The sequence below is a fragment of the Streptomyces sp. NPDC029152 genome (genome assembly GCF_055564355.1).
Genome location: NZ_JBVHWR010000004.1, coordinates 55,953 through 73,080, shown reverse-complemented (window position 1 = coordinate 73,080; position 17,128 = coordinate 55,953). Strand labels below are relative to the sequence as shown.

The window sequence follows — 17,128 nt, the reverse complement described above, 5'->3', positions numbered from 1 at the left end:
GATGACCTCGGAAACGATCACCGCGGAGTCCGCGGGCACCTGGAACCTCGGCGACCTGCCCGTCAACCGCGTCGGTCTCGGCGCGATGCGGCTGACGGGCAGCGCCGCCTTCCACCTCGGCACGCCGAGCGACCGTGAGCGCTCCCTCGCCGTACTGCGCCGGGCCGTCGAACTCGGCGTCAACCACATCGACACCGCCGCCTTCTACTTCTCCTCCCTGCGCTCCGCCAACGAACTGATCAACAGCGCGCTGGCGCCGTACCCCGACGACCTCGTGATCGTCACCAAGGTCGGGCCGTACCGCGACTGGTCGGGCCGGTGGGGCACCTCCGCCCGTCCCGAGGACCTGCGCGCCCACGTCGAGGAGAACCTGCGCCAGCTCGGCCGGGACCACCTCGACGTCGTCAACCTGCGCCGCATGCGGCAGGACTCGATCGCCGAACACTTCGGCGCCCTCGCCGAGCTGCGCGAGGCGGGCCTGATCCGCCACCTCGGCCTCTCCGACGTCGAGCCCCGCCACCTCGCCGAGGCCCGGGCCATCGCGCCCGTGGTCTGCGTCCAGAACCGCTACGGCCTCGGCTTCCACGATCCCGCCACCGACGAACTCCTCGCCCTGTGCCGGGACCAGGGCATCGCCTTCGTGCCCTTCTACGCCATCGCCGGCGAGGCCGGGCCGCATGGCGCCGGCGCCGCGCACGAGGACGAGGTCCGTGCCGTCGCCCGTGCCCACGGCGCGAGTCCCGCGCAGGTCAGGATCGCCTGGACGCTGCACCAGGGGCCGAACGTCCTCGCCATTCCCGGCACCGGTGACCCCGGCCACCTCGCCGAGAACGTGGCCGCGGGCGCCCTGCGCCTGACCGACGAGGACCTGGCGCGACTCGACGGCGCCCGGAAGGGCTGACGCGCCAGGGGGCGTCGTCCGGGTCCTGCCGGGGCCGCGGGGTCCGGTGCGCGCGGCTGCCGGGCGCCGTCGCCCGGAGCCGTCCCGATCCGGACGGCACGCCTAGACGGTCCAGGCGCCGTCCCGCATGATGTGCCGCTGCTTCAGTTCGCGCTGCCCGTGCCACGCCTGCACCGCGAGCGGGCGCACCCGGAACCAGGCGTACGAGGCGCCGTCCTCGCGCGGGTCCCAGCCGGTCTTCGCGAGGAACGCCTCGGCCGCCGCGGCCGGAGCCTCCCGCAGACCGAACGTCTCCGCCTCGCCGTCGACCAGCACGACGTCCCGGGTGTGCCCGAACGCCAGCCGGGCCCGGCCGCCGTCCCGCAGGTTGCGGCCGGTCGGGTTGGTGAGCCGCGTGCACAGCCAGACCGACTCCCCGTCCCAGGCGAACCACAGGGGAACCATGCACGGCAGCCCGGCGGCGTCCGCCGTGGCCACCCAGACGTCCTCCTCCCGTTCCAGGCGGTCCAGCACGTCCTGCTTGCGGCGACCGGGCTCGCGCGGCGGTGCGGTGATCTTCATGGCCGTGACGGTAGTGGACGGGGCCGTGCTCGCACCTCGGGCCCGGGACGTAGGACCGGAGACTGGCGCCGCGGCGGGTTTTACGTATAACCTCTCCCGTCGATCACCCGTCCCGGAAGGTCCCGATGACACGCATCGCCCTGGTCACCCTCGTCGTCGACGACTACGACGAGGCGATCCGCTTCTACACCGAGGCCCTCGGGTTCCGGCTCGTCGAGGACGCGCCCCGGCCCGACGGCTCCCGCTGGGTCGTCGTCGAGCCCGGAGCCGCCGGCGCTCCGGCGCGGGGCGCCGCCCTGCTGCTGGCCCGGGCGAAGGGCGAGGCCCAGCGCGCCAGGACCGGTGACCAGACGGGCGGGCGCGTCGGCTTCTTCCTGCACACCGACGACTTCGCCCGCGACCACGCCCGCATGAGCGCGGCCGGCGTGACCTTCCTGGAGGAACCCCGGCACGAGCCCTACGGCTCGGTCGCCGTCTTCCAGGACCTGTACGGCAACCGCTGGGACCTGCTCCAGCCTGCCGTCTGACCCGCCCCGCTTTCCCGCACAGACCCTGCCGAGGAATCACCGCACATGTCATCTACGCGCATAGACGCCGATACCCTCCGCCGCCTCCCCAAGGCGGTGCTGCACGACCACCTCGACGGCGGCCTGCGCCCCGCGACCGTGGTGGAGCTGGCCGGGTCCGTCGGCCACACCCTGCCCACCACCGACCCCGACGAGCTGGCCGCCTGGTACTACGAGGCCGCCAACTCGGGCGACCTGGTGCGCTACATCGCCACCTTCGAGCACACCCTCGCCGTGATGCAGAACCGCGAGGGACTGCTGCGCACGGCCGAGGAGTACGTCCTCGACCTCGCCGCCGACGGTGTCGTCTACGGCGAGGTCCGCTACGCCCCCGAGCTGATGACGAACGGCGGGCTGAGCCTCGCCGAGGTCGTGGAGACGGTCCAGGAGGGCCTGGCCGCCGGCATGGCCAAGGCCGCGGCGGCGGGCACACCGGTCCGCGTCGGGACCCTGCTGTGCGGCATGCGGATGTTCGACCGCACCCGTGCCACCGCCGACCTCGCGGTCGCGTTCCGGGACGCGGGCGTCGTCGGCTTCGACATCGCCGGGGCCGAGGACGGCTTCCCGCCCGCCGACCACCTCGACGCCTTCGAGCACCTGCGCCGCGAGAACGTGCCCTTCACCATCCACGCCGGCGAGGCACACGGGCTGCCCAGCATCCACCAGGCCCTCCAGGTGTGCGGTGCCCAGCGCATCGGTCACGGGGTGCGCATCACCGACGACATCCCCGACCTCGCGGGCGGCAAGCTCGGGCGCCTCGCCGCCTGGATCCGCGACCGCCGCATCGCCCTGGAGATGTGCCCGACCTCCAACCTCCAGACCGGCGCCGCCACCTCCATCGCCGAGCACCCGATCACGGCGCTCAAGGACCTCGGCTTCCGCGTCACCCTCAACACCGACAACCGCCTGGTGTCGGGCACGACGATGACCCGCGAGATGTCCCTCCTCGTCGAGCAGGCCGGCTGGACGGCCGAGGACCTGCGCACGGTCACGGTGAACGCCCTCAAGAGCGCCTTCATCCCCTTCGACGAGCGCAAGGCCCTGATCGAGGACGTCGTCCTGCCGGGTTACGCCGCGGCGCTCTGAACGAGCCCGCGCACGTAGGCGGCCTGTCCGGCGTGCTGGAGATCGTCGGACAGGACGCTGACCAGCCGCACGCCCAGCGTGACCGGCGGATCCCAGTTCTCGTCCACGACCCGCTCCAGGTCCCCCGCGGTCAGGGAGCGCAGGGCGCCGAGCGTCTGCTCGTGGACGGCGTCGTAGTAGCCGGTCAGCAGGTCGGCCGAGTCGACCCGCACCTCGGCGACCTTCGCCGAGCTGTGGCCGTACCCGGTGTCGCGGCGGGGCAGGTCCAGCCCGAAGCGCTTCTCCCAGTCCCGGGTCAGCCACACCTGGTCCAGCCCGAAGGCGTCCGCGATGTGGTCGTCCTGCACCCGGGTGAGGTGCCAGACCAGCCAGGCGACGGAGTTGGCGTCGGCGGCGGGGCGGGCGTTCAGGCCGTCGGGGTCCAGGCCCTCGACCGCGGCGTGGACTTCTTCCCGGACACGGCCGTAGCCCTCGATGAGGATGTCCTTGGCATGCATGGGTCCACCATCGCGCAGTCCGCCCTCACGCGCCCCCCGTTTCCAGCAGCCCCATCAGCGCCCGCGCCGCGGGGCTGGTGGCCTCGGCGGGCGGCAGCAGGGCGATGGTCTCGTACGCCCTCCCGTCGCCGTCCCCCAGCGGCAGCGAGGTGAGCGAGGCCCGCTTGTGCCGGAAGTGGCGCGGCACGACCGCGATGCCGAGGTCCTCGTCGAGCAGGTCGAGCAGCCCGTGGACGTCGTTGACCTCCAGTGCGACGGTCCGCCGCACGCCGGCCGCGGCGAAGGCCGCGTCGGTGACGCGGCGCGGGCCCCAGTCCGGGTGGAAGTCGACGAAGACCTCGTCGGCGAGATCCTGCGGGCTCAGCACCGGGCCGCCGCGCGCCAGCCGGTGGCCGGGGTGGCACAGGACGGTCATCGGCTCGCCCGCCAGCGAGACCGAACGCAGCTGGTCCGTGTCCGCCTGCGTCCGGTAGGCGAAGGCGAGGTCCAGCCGCCCGGCCGCGACCTCCTCCGCCAGCTCCCCGGAACCCGCCTGCCGCAGCCGGATCTCCACGTCCGGATGCCGGCGCCGGAACGCGGCCAGCAGCCCCGCCACCGGCACCCCGGCGATGCACTGCTCGGTGCCCAGCGACAGGGTCCCGCGCAGCACCCCCTGCACCGCGGCGACCGCCTCGTGCGCCGACCGCACCTGCGCCAGGACGCGCTGGGCCTCGCCCAGCAGAGCCCGCCCGGCCTCGGTCAGCGTCACACGGCGGGTCGTGCGCACGAACAGCGGCGCCCGCAGCTCCCGCTCCAGCGCCCGGATGGACGCGGACAGGCCGGACTGGGACACCAGCAGCCGTTCCGCCGCCCGGGTGAAGTGCTGGTCCTCGGCGACCGCCACGAAGTGCTGGAGATGACGCAGTTCCATGACTCAGAAGCGTAAGCGCACAATCCCATCGGATTCTTCTGTTGGACCACTGCGCGCAGGTCACGACAGAGTGGGACGCGGTTCCGCACAAGTCCCGCACCCCGGGTGCCAACCCCACTGGAGTCGCGTTGTACACCGCACACCCCGACCGCTACGCGGAGATGCCCTACCGGCGCACCGGACGCAGCGGCCTGAAACTCCCCGCGATCTCGCTCGGCCTGTGGCACAACTTCGGCCCGGACCGCCCCGTCGAGACCCAGCGTGCCATCCTGCGCCGCGCCTTCGACCTCGGCGTCACCCACTTCGACCTCGCCAACAACTACGGCCCGCCGCCCGGCGCCGCCGAGTCCGCCCTCGGCGAGGCCCTGAAGGCCGACTTCGCGCCGTACCGCGACGAGCTGGTGATCTCCACCAAGGCCGGCTACCTGATGTGGCCCGGCCCGTACGGCGAGTGGGGATCGCGCAAGTACCTGCTCTCCTCGCTCGACCAGAGCCTGAAGCGGATGGGTCTGGAGCACGTCGACATCTTCTACTCGCACCGTCCGGACCCGGAGACTCCCCTGGAGGAGACGATGGGCGCCCTGCACACCGCGGTCCAGCAGGGCAAGGCGCTCTACGTCGGCGTCTCCAACTACTCGCCGGAGCAGACCCGCGAGGCCGCCCGCATCCTCGCCGATCTGGGCACCCCGCTGCTCATCCACCAGCCGCGCTACTCCATGCTCGACCGGCGCCCGGAGACCAGCGGCCTCCTGGACGCCCTCGACGAGCTGAAGGCCGGCTCCATCGCCTACTCCCCGCTGGAGCAGGGCCTGCTGACCGGCCGTTACCTCGACGGCATCCCCGAGGACTCGCGCGCCGCGAGCGACAGCCCCTTCCTGAACTCCGACGCGGTCACCGGGGAACTGGTCGGCACACTGCGCGCGCTGGACGAGATCGCCAAGTCCCGCGGCCAGTCCCTGGCCCAGATGGCCCTGGCCTGGGTGCTGCGCGAGGGACGGGTGACCTCGGCCCTCGTCGGCGCGAGCAGCCCCGGCCAGCTGGAGGACAGCGTCTCGGCCATCGGGAACCTCGCCTTCGACGCCGACGAACTGGCCCGGATCGACGCCCTCGTCACCCGGTAGGGCGCCCGTGCGCCGCGGTCGCGTTCCGGGCCGTCCCTCCGGCCGGACCGTGACCGCGGCGCACCCCTCCCCCCCCGGCGGCCCGGCGGGCCCCGGCCGGGCGAGACAGGTCCGGCCGCCCTTGCCGGGGCTCCTGCGCGGGAAGGTCGTGAATTCCTCGTCCGGTTCCCGTCCACGGCCGTGGCCCCTGCTCCCAGGGGCCCGGCGCCCGTCTCCCGGCAGACCCCGGGAGCCGTGGAACCCGCCGCGGCGGCGTGGTCTCACGCCTCCGCGGGCACCCGGTCCAGGAAGCCGTACACGGCCCGGATCCGGCCCTCGCCGTCCAGCGTGATGACGTCGGACCCCGCCACGGGCGCCGAGCCGTCGGCCTCGTCCACCAGCTCCCAGGAGAAGCGGGCCGTGTCGTGGTGCCCGTCGACGGCGCCGGACAGCCGGAAGACGAACCCCGGGAACTGCTCGCGGGCTGCCGTGATCACCGCGGCGATCCGCTCGTGGCCGCGCACGTCGGCGAGGGGGTCGGTGTAGCCGCCGTCGGCGGCCCAGGCCGCGGCGACCGCCTCGTCCCGCGCTTCCGCTCCGGCGTTCCAGGCCTCGAAGTAGCGGGCTACGGCATCCTCGTGACGGTGGGTGGGTGCGGACATGTCGATCAGCCTCCATGGGGGGGGTGCGTGCTGGTCAGGTGCCGGATCCCGTCCCGGCGACCCGGCACCGCAACCATGCCCGCGCCCGGTCGGAGCCGTCGATTACCCCGGGGGTCATGACGGCGGGCCGGGCCGATCGTCATGTTTTCGGCCAACAGGCGCCGTGAATATGCCAGGAGACTGGCCGGAAATTCATGGTGACACTGATTCAGCGGTGAACATACTCACCTCTAGGGCGTCTCACACCACGCGACAGCGTCCTCACGCACCGCACGCACGAGCCGCACGGACGTCATGCCCGACCGGCGGACGAGCCGGGCGACGGGGGAGGGGAGCAGTGCACGACGAGTTCCTGTGCCATGTCACCGCCTACGGCGTCTGCGACGGCCGGCGCGTGGGCGTACCCCTGGGCACCTACCGGGCTCCCACGCTCGCCCTCGCCCTGTGGTGGCTGCGCGACCGCGCGTCCTGGATCGCCGAGCGCCTCGACCCGCAGCCCGACTCCCCGCACTTACCGCGCGGCGCCCTGACCCCGGTCGCCGACGACGCGCCCGACGTGCCGCGCGTCCTGCGCGTGTGGTGCGCGGACGTCGTCCAGCAGGAGCTGGTCGCCGACGAACTGGCCGCGGGGCGCCTGGTGCGCATCGCCACCAGCGACGACACCACCGAGTACGAGCTGCTGGCCGAGTCCGTCGACGCCCTGCGCATGCAGCGTGCCGCACCACCGCTGGTCGTCCCCGTCGCCTGAGCCCGCGTGCGGCAGCGGGGTCCGAGGAGTGACGTCCGGATCGGGCCGGCGGCGCCTTGCAGCGGACGGCGACGCCGCGGACGCGCGTGCCGGCCCCCGCGGCCCCGGCACGACCCGGACGACACCCCCTGGACCGAGCCTCACCCGGCCGCGCCGCCCCTGCCGCGCACCCCCCGCGCGAGCAGTGCGCCGAGGAACCCGGCGACCAGGCCCCACGGCAGGGCGAGGCCGACCGCGCCCCACAGCCGCGGGCGCAGGAACAGCCGCCCGGACAGCCCTCCGCCCAGGTCGCCGATGCCGAGCACCGACAGGCCGTAGTACGCGGAGATCCTGCCCACCGCGCAGATCATGAACACCGTGAGCGCCAGTGCGACCGCCATGTGCACGGCGTGCCGCCAGGCCGGCGTCCCGGCCGGCGAGCGGGCCGCCGCCAGACACCCGGCGGCCAGCAGCAGCAGCACCACGGCCGCGACCAGGAGCCACCACATCCGCCCGTCCCGCTCGGTGAGCGTGCCCAGATCCACCGTGGAGACGTCCGGCGTGCGCAGCACCTCGTCGAGCACCTGCGGCATCGGCAGCCCGAACGGTCCCTCCACCCGTCCGTCCCAGGCGGCGCCGAGGCCGATGGTGAGCGCGGGCCACGCCAGGTTCGGCAGACCGAGCAGCAGGACGGCGAGGGTGTCCGCCGGATGCCCCCGCGTCCCGGTGACGACCAGGCCGACGACGACACCGACGACGACGTGGGCGAGCAACAGCGCCACCATCGCGTACGCCACCGGCCGCACCGACGCCTGGAAGCGCGGCAGCCGCCCCGGCAGCGGCGCCCCGCGCGACACCAGCAGGGCCAGTACCAGCACACCCGCCAGCCACAGCAGTCCGAACAGCACGGTCAGCGGCACGTCCGTGGTGAAGCCGATCCGCGGAGTGATGCCGAGCAGGTCCCCGAGGTCGTCGAGGATCCCCTCCCCGAGCGGCACCTCGAAGGTCTGCCGCGAGGCGAAGGCCAGTCCGACGAGGGCGAGCAGCCACAGCACGGCGATGCGGCCGGCCCAGCCGGCCAGCTCACCGGCGCCGGCGACCGCCCGGTGGCGCAGCGGCCGCAGGAACCCCGCGGCGATCACCAGCGCCCCGGCCAGTGTGACGGACAGCGGCATCACGGTCAGCCCCGCCTCGGTGCCGGCGAGTCCGCCGACGTCCCCGGACAGCTCCAGCGAACCGCCCACGGCGGCGACGACCGTCGCCGTGACGACCCGGGGAAAGGCGTTGCCGGGCAGGTCCGCCGCGCCGGCCGCCCACAGTCCGAACGCGGCCACGGCTCCCATGGCGAGCAGTCCGGCCAGCACCGTGGCGAGGGCCTGAGCCCAGCCGTGCCGGGCCGCTGCCGGGCCGGAGGGGTTTCGTGAGCTCACGCGACCACGCTAAGCAGCACCCGCGCGCCGCGCCCTTCCGGCGGGGCCGTCCGCGTCGGCCCGCGCCCGGCCGCCCGGGCTCAGCCCGCCCGGACGACGAGCGCGTGGTCGCCGAGGCCCATCATGCGGCCGGCCGGCAGCTCGCCCCGTGTGGTGAACAGCGCCAGGACGCGGCCGCTGCGCGGCTCGAACGCCACGTCCAGCACCGTGCCGTGCTCGACGCCCGCCTCGGTCAGGACCCGGCGGCCCAGCAGGTCGTGACCGGGCGGCACCACGTCCGGCGCGCTCGCCGGACCCACCCGGAGCGCCCCGGGGCCGAGCGACCGCACCGCCTCCCAGGGCAGCACCGTCTCCCCGCGCAGGCGGCCGGCGCGGTACCGGACGTGGCTGACCACGCCGGAGGGGGCGTCGACCGTCAGGGACGTCACGGCGCCCAGCCTGCGGTCCCCGTCCCGGTCCAGCACGGGCAGGCCCCGCACCTCGGAGAACAGCATCACGACGGCGAGCCCCTCCAGCTGCCGGGCACACCGCCGAGCAGGGCCGTGAAGCCCGGCAGGTCGTCGGCCACGTGCCGTACGGCGTCCGGGGGGAGGACGAGCGCCCGGCCGGCGACCGTCAGCGTCTGTCCCCGTGCCACGTACACCTTGCGCCGGTGGCGGGCCGGGCCCGGCGCGAACCGCTTGCTCGCCGCCACCCGGAAGCCGACGACACGCCCGCCGGTGCCGCTCTCCACCACGACGTCGAGCACGGTGCCGACCTCGGTGCCCGCGTCGGTCACCACGTTCGCCCCCAGCAGCCGGCCCCGCAGCGTCTCCTGGCGCACCATCAGCAGCGCGGTGCTCACCAGGCCCCGCCGGTCGCGGACCATCACCGCGTCGTGGCCGAGCGCGTACACCGCCGGCCACGGAAGACCCTCCTTCATCGGGCCGGACCACAGACCCCGGCCGCTCAGCGTGAAACCGGTGATCCGCCCGGCCGCGGCGTCGAAGACGGTGTCCTTGACGTGGGCGATCGCGTCCCCGCCCAGGGTGACCACCGGCCGGGTGGTGAGACTGCGCGCGCCCATCAGTTCGTCCATCGCACACCCTTCCCGCACCCTGCGGGTTCCCCGGCCGGCTGTGACGATGCCCGCACTGCCGGAAGAGAGGGACTGCGAAGCCGAACCCTGGGTACGAGGACGGGTGCAGTAGCGTCCGGCCAGTCCGGCTTCCGAGAGAGAAACGCATGACCGAACATCTGGACGGGGCAGTGATACCGACTGGCTTCGACGTACCCGTGGAACCACTGAGGCGGGCGGCACACTACTCCGGCGAGCCCGGATGCATCGCGCAGGCGCGGCACCTGGCCTCGCTCTTCCTCGACCAGCTCAGGACCGAGTGGTGCGCCACGGTCGGCCGGCGGTCCGACGGCGCGGTGCTCCTGGTGGTGAGCGAACTGGTCACCAACGCCGACCGGCACAGCCAGGGGCCGTACATCCTGGAACTGGAGGGGACGGAAAACACCGTGACGGTGACCGTCTACGACAGCAGCGGCACGGTGCCCCGGCGTTTCCCCCGAGATCCCGAACGCGTCGGGCGGCACGGGCTCGAGATCGTCCACGCCCTCGCCGAGACGCTCGTCGTCGAGCGGGTGCCGGTCGGCAAGCGCGTGCGCGCGGTGGTGCGGCTCACCGACGAGTGACCGGTGCGTCCACCCGTACCACCGGCAGGTCGGGGGAACGGACCGCCCCGGGGCCGTGAGGGTCCCCGGGGCGTGTGTCGTGTGTGTCGTCGTCGGTGTCAGGCGCAGCCCAGCTCGCCCAGCATGCCCTCGCGCAGCCGGGTGATGATCCGCTTGATCAGCCGGGACACGTGCATCTGCGAGCAGCCGAGCTGCTCGCCGATCTCCGCCTGGGTGGCCTCCTCCACGAACCGCATGTGGATGATCTGCCGGTCGCGCTCGCTGAGCTCGGCCATCAGCGGAGCGAGGGAGTGGAAGTCCTCGACGAGCCGCAGCCCGTCCTCCTCGACCCCGATGAAGTCGGCGAGCACCGACTCGCCGCCCTCGGGGCCGTCCCCGGTCAGCGCGGCGTCCAGCGAGGAGGAGTTGTAGCCGTTGGACGCGATCTGCCCCTCGACCACCTCCTTCTCGCTGATGTTCATCAGCGTGGCGAGCTCGGCGACGGTGGGCTCACGGTCCAGCCGGCTGGACAGCTCCTCGCGGGCCTTGGCCAGTTCCACGCGCAGCTCCTGGAGCCGCCGCGGCACGTGCACCGCCCAGGTGGTGTCACGGAAGAAGCGCTTGATCTCGCCGACGATGTACGGCAGGGCGAAGGAGGTGAACTCGACCTCGCGCGACAGCTCGAACCGGTCGATGGCCTTGATCAGGCCGATCATGCCGGTCTGGACGATGTCCTCCATGTCGTCGCCGCGGCCGCGGAACCGGCCGGCGGCGAACCGCACGAGCGACATGTTCATCTCGATCAGCGTGTTGCGCGCGTACTGGTACTCGTGCGTGCCCTCTTCCAGCTCCGTCAGACGCTGGAAGAACTGGCGGGACAGCTGCCGCGCGTCCCGCGGGGCCACCGCGCGCGGGTCCACGACCCCCGGCAGCGACCCGTCGTCCGTCCCGCTCCCGGTGGTCCTCCCGACGACCTGCGCTTCCGACCGGATCACGGCGGTCTCCATTGCCTCTCCCACGAACGTCACGGTTTGGGCGTCTCCCCAGGTTCTTCCCGTTGGCGGGTACCCGGGTCACGCGTGTCCATGCCCCCCGGTTCCCGGGGTGGCGTGAACGCGATGACCGCGGCGTCGTCGCGGGGTGCCGTCTCTCCTTCCAGGCTATGCCCGTGAGCGGCCGGGGGCATCCGGGCGCGCCCGGATGCGGAGCTTCACCCTCCGCTGATTTCCCTGTCGGCGGAACGCCGCCCCCTTCCACCCGGCCGCGGGGCTCCTAGGCTGTGGACGTGACCAGCCACGTGCCGAACGAAGCCCGCGTCATCCCCCTGCGCCCGCCGGCCGCGCGCCCCCAGGACCGTCCCGCCGTCAGAGAGCCCCTGTGGCGCGATCTGGTCGGCGACGTCCTGCGGCGCGAGCGCCTGGCCCAGGAACGGACCCTGAAGGACGTCGCGGAGGCCGCGCGCATCTCGATGCCGTACCTGTCGGAGGTGGAGCGCGGCCGCAAGGAGGCCTCGTCGGAGGTGCTCGCCGCCGCCGCGGGCGCCCTCGGCATGGGCCTGGCCGACCTGCTGGCGCGGGCCCAGGGCGAGCTGGTCCGCGTCACCGCGCGGCACACCGGCGCCGGCCGCGGCCCCGGTGCCTCCGGCGCCCGGTACGACGGGATGTGTCTGGCCGCCTGACGGGGAGTTCCCGCCCGGTGCCCCGCGACGGTCGCCCCCGTCACCGGGCACCGGGCCGGAGGTCTCACACCCTCGCGGCTCACCCCCTCGCGAGACGGCGGCTGAGCACCTCGTCGGCCAGCCCGTAGGCCACGGCCTCCTCGGCGGTGAACACCTTGTCGCGGTCCATGTCCGCGCGCAGCGCCGCCGGGGCGTGCCCCGTGTGCCGGGCCAGTACCTCCTCGACCTGGGAGCGGATCCGCACCATCTCCTTGGCCTGCAGGGTCAGGTCGGAGACCGTGCCCTGCCGTCCGCCGCTGGCCGGCTGACCGAGCAGCACCCGCGCGTGCTCCAGCACGAACCGCCGTCCGGGGTCCCCGCCGGCCAGCAGCACGGCCGCGGTGGAGGCCGCCTGCCCGACGCAGAAGGTCGAGACCGGCGCCTGCACGAACGTCATCGTGTCGTAGACCGCCATCAGCGAGGTGAACGAGCCGCCGGGGGAGTTGATGTAGATCGCGATCTCGCTCTCCGGGGCCGACGACTCCAGGTGCAGGAGCTGCGCGATGACGACGTTGGCCACACCGTCGTCGATCTCGGTCCCCAGGAAGATGATCCGCTCCGACAGCAGCCGGCTGAACACGTCGTAGGACCGTTCGCCCCGCGGGGTGCGCTCGACGACGTTCGGAATCGTGTAGCTCCCCATCACTGCAGCCCCATCCTGCGTCGCGAGGCGGCCGGGCGGACGTCCGCGAGCGACCGGACGACCTGGTCGACCATGCCGTACTCCCTGGCCTCCTCGGCCGTGAACCAGCGGTCGCGGTCGCCGTCCCGGGAGATCGTCTCCGGGCTCTGGCCGGTGTGCTCGGCGGTGATCCGTTCGATGGTCCGCTTGGTGAACTCCAGGTTGTCCGCCTGGATCTCGATGTCGGCCGTGGTGCCGCCGATGCCCGCCGACGGCTGGTGCATCATGATCCGCGCGTTCGGCAGGGCGTAGCGCTTGCCCGCGGCGCCGACACTGAGCAGGAACTGCCCCATGCTCGCCGCGAACCCCATGGCGAGCGTCGAGACGTCGTTGGGGATCAGCCGCATCGTGTCGTAGATGGCGAGTCCCGCGTGCACGGAGCCGCCGGGGCTGTTGACGTACAGGCTGATGTCGGTGCGCGGGTCCTCCGCCGAGAGGATCAGCAACTGGGCGCAGACCCGGTTGGCGGAGACCTCGTCGACCTGGGTGCCCAGCAGCACGATGCGCTGCGCGAGCAGTTGCGCGGCCAGGTGGTCGTCGAACCGGGTGGGGAGGGTGTCGCCCTCCTCCGCCCGGGGCGGGGCCGGCGCCGGGCCGGTGATGAGTGGAGACATCGGCGCTCCTCGTCGAGTCGTCGGGGAAGTGGTGAGCGGCTGGTGCGCCGCGGTCCCCCCACTCTCGGCCGGGGACCGGCCCCCGCGGGGATTTCTCTGCCCGCGGCAGATCTGCCGTGGGCAGAGCGCTCGCACGGCCCGGCGGGAGGTCCCGGCACCGCGGCCGATGAGTTCCGCGGCCCGTGCCGGTCGACAGTGGTGACCGCGTTCCACGCCCGCACCCGGGAGGTACTCATGACCACCGACGGCTTCACCACGTGTCTCTGGTTCGACGGCCGGGCGGAGGAGGCCGCCGGCTTCTACGTCTCGGTCTTCAAGAACTCGGGCATCGGCGCCGTCACCCACTACCCCGAGGGCGCGCCAGGCTCCGCCGGCACCGTCCTGACGGTCGACTTCACGGCCAACGGCCAGAAGTTCGTCGCCCTCAACGGCGGGCCCCGGTTCACGTTCAACGAGGCGGTCTCCTTCCAGGTCATGTGCGAGAGCCAGGAGGAGGTGGACCACTACTGGGCCAAGCTCGTGGAGGGCGGCGGCGAGCACGGCCCCTGCGGCTGGCTCAAGGACCGGTACGGGGTGTCGTGGCAGATCGTGCCGGTCCGGCTCGAGGAGATGCTCCGCGACACGGACCCGGCCGGGGCCGCCCGTGCCTTCAAGGCGATGATGTCGATGGGCAAGCTCGACATCGCCGAGCTGGAGGAGGCGTACGCGGGCCGGTGAGGCACCCGCCGCCGTGCCCGGCGCGGCGGCCCGCACCCGGCCCGTCCCGGGACCGCGACGCCCGGCGCGCGGAGCCGGACCGTGACGCCCGACGTGAGGGAACGGACCCTTCCCACCGTTCGCGCCACCACGGCCGAACGGCACATCCAGCGATGCGGAGGCGGCAGACGTGGCCGTGCAGCCCGAAGGAGCCCCTTGCCGGGCCGACGCGATGTTCAGTGTTCAGCGACGTCGAGGGGGCCGAGAGCTTCTACGGAGACGTCCTCGGCCGGACCTTCGGCGAGTCGTCGTCGGAGCACGGCGGCTGCACCCAGTGCTGCGCGAACGGCAAGGCGGTCGCCGCGGTGGTCCCGCCGCCCGGCCGGGAGGACCGGTCCCCGTGGTGCCTCTGCTCCGCCTCCCCGGACGCCGCCGCGACCGCCGGCCGGATCCGCGAGGCCGGCGGCGAGCTGCTGCTGGAGCCGATGCGGGTCGGAGACCTCGGCACCGTGTGCCTGGCCCGCGACCCGGGCGGCGTCGTGTTCGGCGTCTGGCAGGGCGGCACCCACGAGGGGTTCGGGGCGATGGCCGAACCCGGCGCGCACTGCTGGGCCGAGGTCTTCACCCGCGAGCCCGGCGGGTCGGACGCGTTCTTCCCCGCGGTCTTCTCCTGCGAGGCGAAGCAGACGGAGGACGAGCACGTGGACTTCCGCGTCTTCGGGCCCGGAGACCGTCCCGTCCTGGGCCGGATGCGGATGACGGAGGACTTCCCGCCCGAGGCGGAGCCCCGCCTCAACGTCTGCTTCACCGTCCCCGACTGCGACGAGGCCGTGGCCCGCGCCACCGGGCACGGCGTGTCCTGCGCCTCGGGCCCGTGGACACCCCGTCCGGCTGCTTCGCGGCGCTCGGCGACCCGCAGGGCGCGGACTTCTCCGTGATCGACATCACGAGGACCGAGGGGGAGCCGCCGGACCACGGGCCCGTTCCCCGAGGGCCCTGCGGACACCCGTCCGGGCCATGGCATGATCGGGGCATGCGTGAACGTGTGGTGGCCGCGTGCGACGGGGCTTCGAAGGGAAACCCGGGCCCGGCCGGCTGGGCCTGGGTGGTGGCCGACGCGTCGGAGGCCCCGGTCCGCTGGGAGGCGGGACCGCTCGGCCGGGCCACCAACAACATCGCCGAACTCACCGCGCTGGAGAGGCTGTTGGCGTCGACCGACCCGGACGTGCCGCTGGAGGTCCGCATGGACTCCCAGTACGCCATGAAGGCCGTCACCACCTGGCTGCCCGGCTGGAAGCGCAACGGCTGGAAGACCGCCGCCGGCAAGCCGGTCGCCAACCAGGAACTGGTCGTGCGCATCGACGAGCTGCTCGACGGCCGCTCGGTCGAGTTCCGCTACGTGCCCGCCCACCAGGTCGACGGCGACCGGCTCAACGACTTCGCCGACCGCGCCGCCAGCCAGGCGGCCACCGTCCAGGAGCCCGCGGGCAGCGGCCTCGGTTCCCCCGAGCCGCCGCCCGCGCCGGCCGCCCCGGCGGCGAGGAAGACACCGCGCCGCGGACCGGCCACGGCCCGCAAGGGCGGGGGCGCCTCCGCGCGCACCCTCAAGGCGAAGTTCCCCGGCCGCTGCGTGTGCGGCCGTTCGTACGCCGCGGGGGAGTCCATCGCCAAGAACGACCAGGGCTGGGGCCACCCGGAGTGCCGCACGGCGGCGGCCGGACAGCCCCGGTCGGAGGCGTAGGTCACCTGACGGTGCCGCGCCAGCCGCCGGTCTCCCGGCCGCGCTCCTCGATGAACCGCTTGAACCGCTCCAGGTCGCCCTTGGTCTGCCGCTGCACGACCCCGAGCTTGTCACCGACCTTCTCGGTGACGCCTTCCGGCTGGAACTCCATGCGGAGCATCACCTCGGTGCGGTCCTCGTCCAGGCGGTGGAAGGTGACCGCACCGGCCTGCCGGGCCTCGCCGGACACCGTGGTCCACGCGACCCGCTCGTCCGGCACCTGCTCGGTGATCTCCGCGTCGAACTCCCGGCGGACGCCGTCCACGCTCGTCACCCAGTGGGTGAGGGTGTCACCGCGCTGCTCGATGCGCTCCACCCCGCTCATGAACTCGGGGAACGACTCGAACTGGGTCCACTGGTTGTAGGCGGTACGGACCGGGACGCCGACCTCGATGGTCTCCTCGACCTGCGACACGCTGTCTCTCCTCCTTGGGTTCGTCGGACGGAGTCACGCGGGTACCCGGCGGCCGCCCGGCGAATCACCCTGTCGGGGGGCCCGCCGGGCCGGCGCGGCCGCCGGGGCCGGGGATGACAGACTGTGCGGCATGGACGAGCGCACTTTCGACAGGTCGGACCAGCACGCCTCGGTGATCGGCCTCGGCACCTGGCAACTGGGGGCCGACTGGGGAGACGTCGACGACAAGGAAGCCCTCGCGGTGCTGGAGGCGGCGGCCGAATCGGGGGTGACCTTCTTCGACACCGCGGACGTCTACGGCGACGGCCGCAGCGAGGAGACCATCGCGACCTTCCTGCGCGGCAGGCCGGACCTGCACGTGCTGGTCGCCACGAAGATGGGCCGGCGCGTCGAGCAGATCCCGCAGAACTACGTCCTCGACAACTTCCGGGAGTGGAACGACCGTTCCCGGCGCAATCTCGGCGTCGACGTACTGGACCTGGTCCAGCTGCACTGCCCGCCGACCCCGGTCTACTCCTCCGACGAGGTGTTCGACGCCCTGGACACCCTCGTCGAGGAGGAGCGGATCAAGGCGTACGGCGTCAGCGTCGAGACCTGCCAGGAGGCACTGACCGCCATCGCCCGGCCGAACGTGGCGAGCGTGCAGATCATCCTCAACCCGTTCCGGATGAAGCCCCTGCGCGAGGTCCTGCCGGCCGCCCGCGAGGCCGGCGTCGGCATCATCGCCCGGGTGCCGCTCGCCTCCGGCCTGCTGTCCGGCAAGTACACCAAGGACACGGTCTTCGCCGCGAACGACCACCGCAGCTTCAACCGCCACGGTGAGGCGTTCGACCAGGGCGAGACCTTCTCCGGCGTCGACTTCGCCACCGGCGTGGAGGCCGCCGCCGAGTTCGCCGCCCTCGCGCCCGAGGGGTACACCCCGGCCCAGCTGGCGCTGCGCTGGATCGTCCAGCAGCCCGGCGTGACCACCGTGATCCCCGGCGCCCGTTCGCCCGAACAGGCCCGCGCCAACACGGACGCCGCCCGACTGCCGGAGCTGGGCGAGGACACGCTCACGGCGGTCCGCGACCTCTACGACCGCCGGATCAAGGAGCAGGTCGAAGACCGCTGGTAGCCCGCTCCGGC

21 protein-coding genes and 1 pseudogene are annotated in these 17,128 nt (G+C 73.4%); 11 read left to right on the top strand and 11 right to left on the bottom strand.

The annotated features are described in order from the left end of the window. Position 1: 1 nt before the first annotated feature. Complete coding sequence (locus ACZ4V6_RS09785; RefSeq protein ID WP_467824524.1) at positions 2-901, top strand: oxidoreductase; 900 nt, start codon at positions 2-4, stop codon at positions 899-901. A 102-nt stretch (positions 902-1,003) separates the two neighbouring features. Here ACZ4V6_RS09785 and ACZ4V6_RS09780 read toward each other — a convergent pair whose 3' ends face one another. Then, complete coding sequence (locus tag ACZ4V6_RS09780) at positions 1,004-1,462, bottom strand: pyridoxamine 5'-phosphate oxidase family protein (RefSeq protein ID WP_467824522.1); 459 nt, start codon at positions 1,460-1,462, stop codon at positions 1,004-1,006. Positions 1,463-1,587: 125 nt separating this feature from the next. Here ACZ4V6_RS09780 and ACZ4V6_RS09775 point away from each other — a divergent pair, with 125 nt between their 5' ends. Further along, a complete protein-coding gene (locus tag ACZ4V6_RS09775; protein ID WP_467824520.1) occupies positions 1,588-1,989 on the top strand; it encodes a VOC family protein in 402 nt (133 codons plus the stop codon). A gap of 45 nt (positions 1,990-2,034) precedes the next feature. Further along, a complete protein-coding gene (locus ACZ4V6_RS09770) occupies positions 2,035-3,114 on the top strand; it encodes an adenosine deaminase (protein ID WP_467824518.1) in 1,080 nt (359 codons plus the stop codon). Here ACZ4V6_RS09770 and ACZ4V6_RS09765 read toward each other — a convergent pair. After that, the gene (locus ACZ4V6_RS09765) at positions 3,096-3,611 is read right to left on the bottom strand and encodes a mycothiol transferase (RefSeq protein WP_467824516.1); all 516 of its coding nucleotides are present in this window, start codon (positions 3,609-3,611) and stop codon (positions 3,096-3,098) included. The two genes, ACZ4V6_RS09770 and ACZ4V6_RS09765, sit on opposite strands and share 19 nt — an antisense overlap. Positions 3,612-3,636: 25 nt before the next feature. Continuing rightward, positions 3,637-4,521, bottom strand: coding sequence for a LysR family transcriptional regulator (locus ACZ4V6_RS09760; protein WP_467824514.1), 885 nt, complete (start codon positions 4,519-4,521; stop codon positions 3,637-3,639). 128 nt (positions 4,522-4,649) lie between these two features. Here ACZ4V6_RS09760 and mgrA point away from each other — a divergent pair, with 128 nt between their 5' ends. After that, entirely contained in the window at positions 4,650-5,642 is a 993-nt protein-coding gene (gene mgrA / locus ACZ4V6_RS09755) for an L-glyceraldehyde 3-phosphate reductase (RefSeq protein WP_467824511.1), read from the top strand. 260 nt (positions 5,643-5,902) lie between these two features. Here mgrA and ACZ4V6_RS09750 read toward each other — a convergent pair whose 3' ends face one another. Beyond that, positions 5,903-6,283 (bottom strand): nuclear transport factor 2 family protein, encoded by a 381-nt coding sequence (locus tag ACZ4V6_RS09750; RefSeq protein ID WP_467824509.1) that lies wholly within the window; start codon positions 6,281-6,283, stop codon positions 5,903-5,905. Between the two features lie 337 nt (positions 6,284-6,620). Between ACZ4V6_RS09750 and ACZ4V6_RS09745 the strand changes: the two genes are divergently transcribed. Next, positions 6,621-7,031, top strand: coding sequence for a hypothetical protein (locus ACZ4V6_RS09745; RefSeq protein WP_077799143.1), 411 nt, complete (start codon positions 6,621-6,623; stop codon positions 7,029-7,031). Between the two features lie 140 nt (positions 7,032-7,171). Here ACZ4V6_RS09745 and ACZ4V6_RS09740 read toward each other — a convergent pair whose 3' ends face one another. The 3 genes from ACZ4V6_RS09740 to ACZ4V6_RS09730 form a co-directional block, all read right to left on the bottom strand. Then, positions 7,172-8,440, bottom strand: a complete 1,269-nt coding sequence (locus ACZ4V6_RS09740) for a streptophobe family protein (RefSeq protein ID WP_467824505.1) — start codon at positions 8,438-8,440, stop codon at positions 7,172-7,174. Between the two features lie 80 nt (positions 8,441-8,520). Further along, complete coding sequence (locus ACZ4V6_RS09735; protein WP_467824502.1) at positions 8,521-8,937, bottom strand: PRC-barrel domain-containing protein; 417 nt, start codon at positions 8,935-8,937, stop codon at positions 8,521-8,523. Continuing rightward, positions 8,934-9,518 (bottom strand): PRC-barrel domain-containing protein, encoded by a 585-nt coding sequence (locus ACZ4V6_RS09730; RefSeq protein WP_467824499.1) that lies wholly within the window; start codon positions 9,516-9,518, stop codon positions 8,934-8,936. Before ACZ4V6_RS09730 ends, ACZ4V6_RS09735 begins: the two co-directional genes overlap by 4 nt. Before the next feature lie 146 nt (positions 9,519-9,664). Between ACZ4V6_RS09730 and ACZ4V6_RS09725 the strand changes: the two genes are divergently transcribed. Next, complete coding sequence (locus ACZ4V6_RS09725; RefSeq protein ID WP_467824497.1) at positions 9,665-10,120, top strand: ATP-binding protein; 456 nt, start codon at positions 9,665-9,667, stop codon at positions 10,118-10,120. A gap of 98 nt (positions 10,121-10,218) precedes the next feature. On the opposite strand, the gene ACZ4V6_RS09720 is transcribed toward ACZ4V6_RS09725, so the two are convergent. Beyond that, the gene (locus tag ACZ4V6_RS09720) at positions 10,219-11,106 is read right to left on the bottom strand and encodes an RNA polymerase sigma factor SigF (RefSeq protein ID WP_467824495.1); all 888 of its coding nucleotides are present in this window, start codon (positions 11,104-11,106) and stop codon (positions 10,219-10,221) included. A gap of 278 nt (positions 11,107-11,384) precedes the next feature. On the opposite strand from ACZ4V6_RS09720, the gene ACZ4V6_RS09715 reads away from it, so the two are divergent. Next, positions 11,385-11,777, top strand: coding sequence for a helix-turn-helix domain-containing protein (locus ACZ4V6_RS09715; RefSeq protein ID WP_467824493.1), 393 nt, complete (start codon positions 11,385-11,387; stop codon positions 11,775-11,777). Between the two features lie 79 nt (positions 11,778-11,856). Here ACZ4V6_RS09715 and ACZ4V6_RS09710 read toward each other — a convergent pair whose 3' ends face one another. Both ACZ4V6_RS09710 and ACZ4V6_RS09705 read right to left on the bottom strand, forming a co-directional pair. Then, the gene (locus ACZ4V6_RS09710; protein WP_467824490.1) at positions 11,857-12,459 is read right to left on the bottom strand and encodes a ClpP family protease; all 603 of its coding nucleotides are present in this window, start codon (positions 12,457-12,459) and stop codon (positions 11,857-11,859) included. Continuing rightward, positions 12,459-13,112, bottom strand: a complete 654-nt coding sequence (locus tag ACZ4V6_RS09705) for an ATP-dependent Clp protease proteolytic subunit (protein WP_467824488.1) — start codon at positions 13,110-13,112, stop codon at positions 12,459-12,461. Before ACZ4V6_RS09705 ends, ACZ4V6_RS09710 begins: the two co-directional genes overlap by 1 nt. A 234-nt stretch (positions 13,113-13,346) precedes the next feature. Between ACZ4V6_RS09705 and ACZ4V6_RS09700 the strand changes: the two genes are divergently transcribed. From ACZ4V6_RS09700 to ACZ4V6_RS09690, 3 genes and pseudogenes are all read left to right on the top strand, one after another. Beyond that, a complete protein-coding gene (locus ACZ4V6_RS09700) occupies positions 13,347-13,829 on the top strand; it encodes a VOC family protein (protein ID WP_467824486.1) in 483 nt (160 codons plus the stop codon). A 169-nt stretch (positions 13,830-13,998) separates the two neighbouring features. After that, positions 13,999-14,781: pseudogene (locus ACZ4V6_RS09695) on the top strand (VOC family protein); the annotation flags it as partial. 60 nt (positions 14,782-14,841) lie between these two features. Further along, complete coding sequence (locus ACZ4V6_RS09690) at positions 14,842-15,549, top strand: ribonuclease H family protein (protein WP_467825586.1); 708 nt, start codon at positions 14,842-14,844, stop codon at positions 15,547-15,549. Between the two features lies 1 nt (position 15,550). On the opposite strand, the gene ACZ4V6_RS09685 is transcribed toward ACZ4V6_RS09690, so the two are convergent. Next, entirely contained in the window at positions 15,551-16,003 is a 453-nt protein-coding gene (locus ACZ4V6_RS09685; RefSeq protein WP_467824483.1) for an SRPBCC family protein, read from the bottom strand. A 130-nt stretch (positions 16,004-16,133) separates the two neighbouring features. Here ACZ4V6_RS09685 and ACZ4V6_RS09680 point away from each other — a divergent pair, with 130 nt between their 5' ends. Further along, positions 16,134-17,117: an aldo/keto reductase gene (locus tag ACZ4V6_RS09680; RefSeq protein ID WP_467824481.1), complete on the top strand. Its 984-nt coding sequence runs from the start codon at positions 16,134-16,136 to the stop codon at positions 17,115-17,117. Positions 17,118-17,128: the final 11 nt, after the last annotated feature.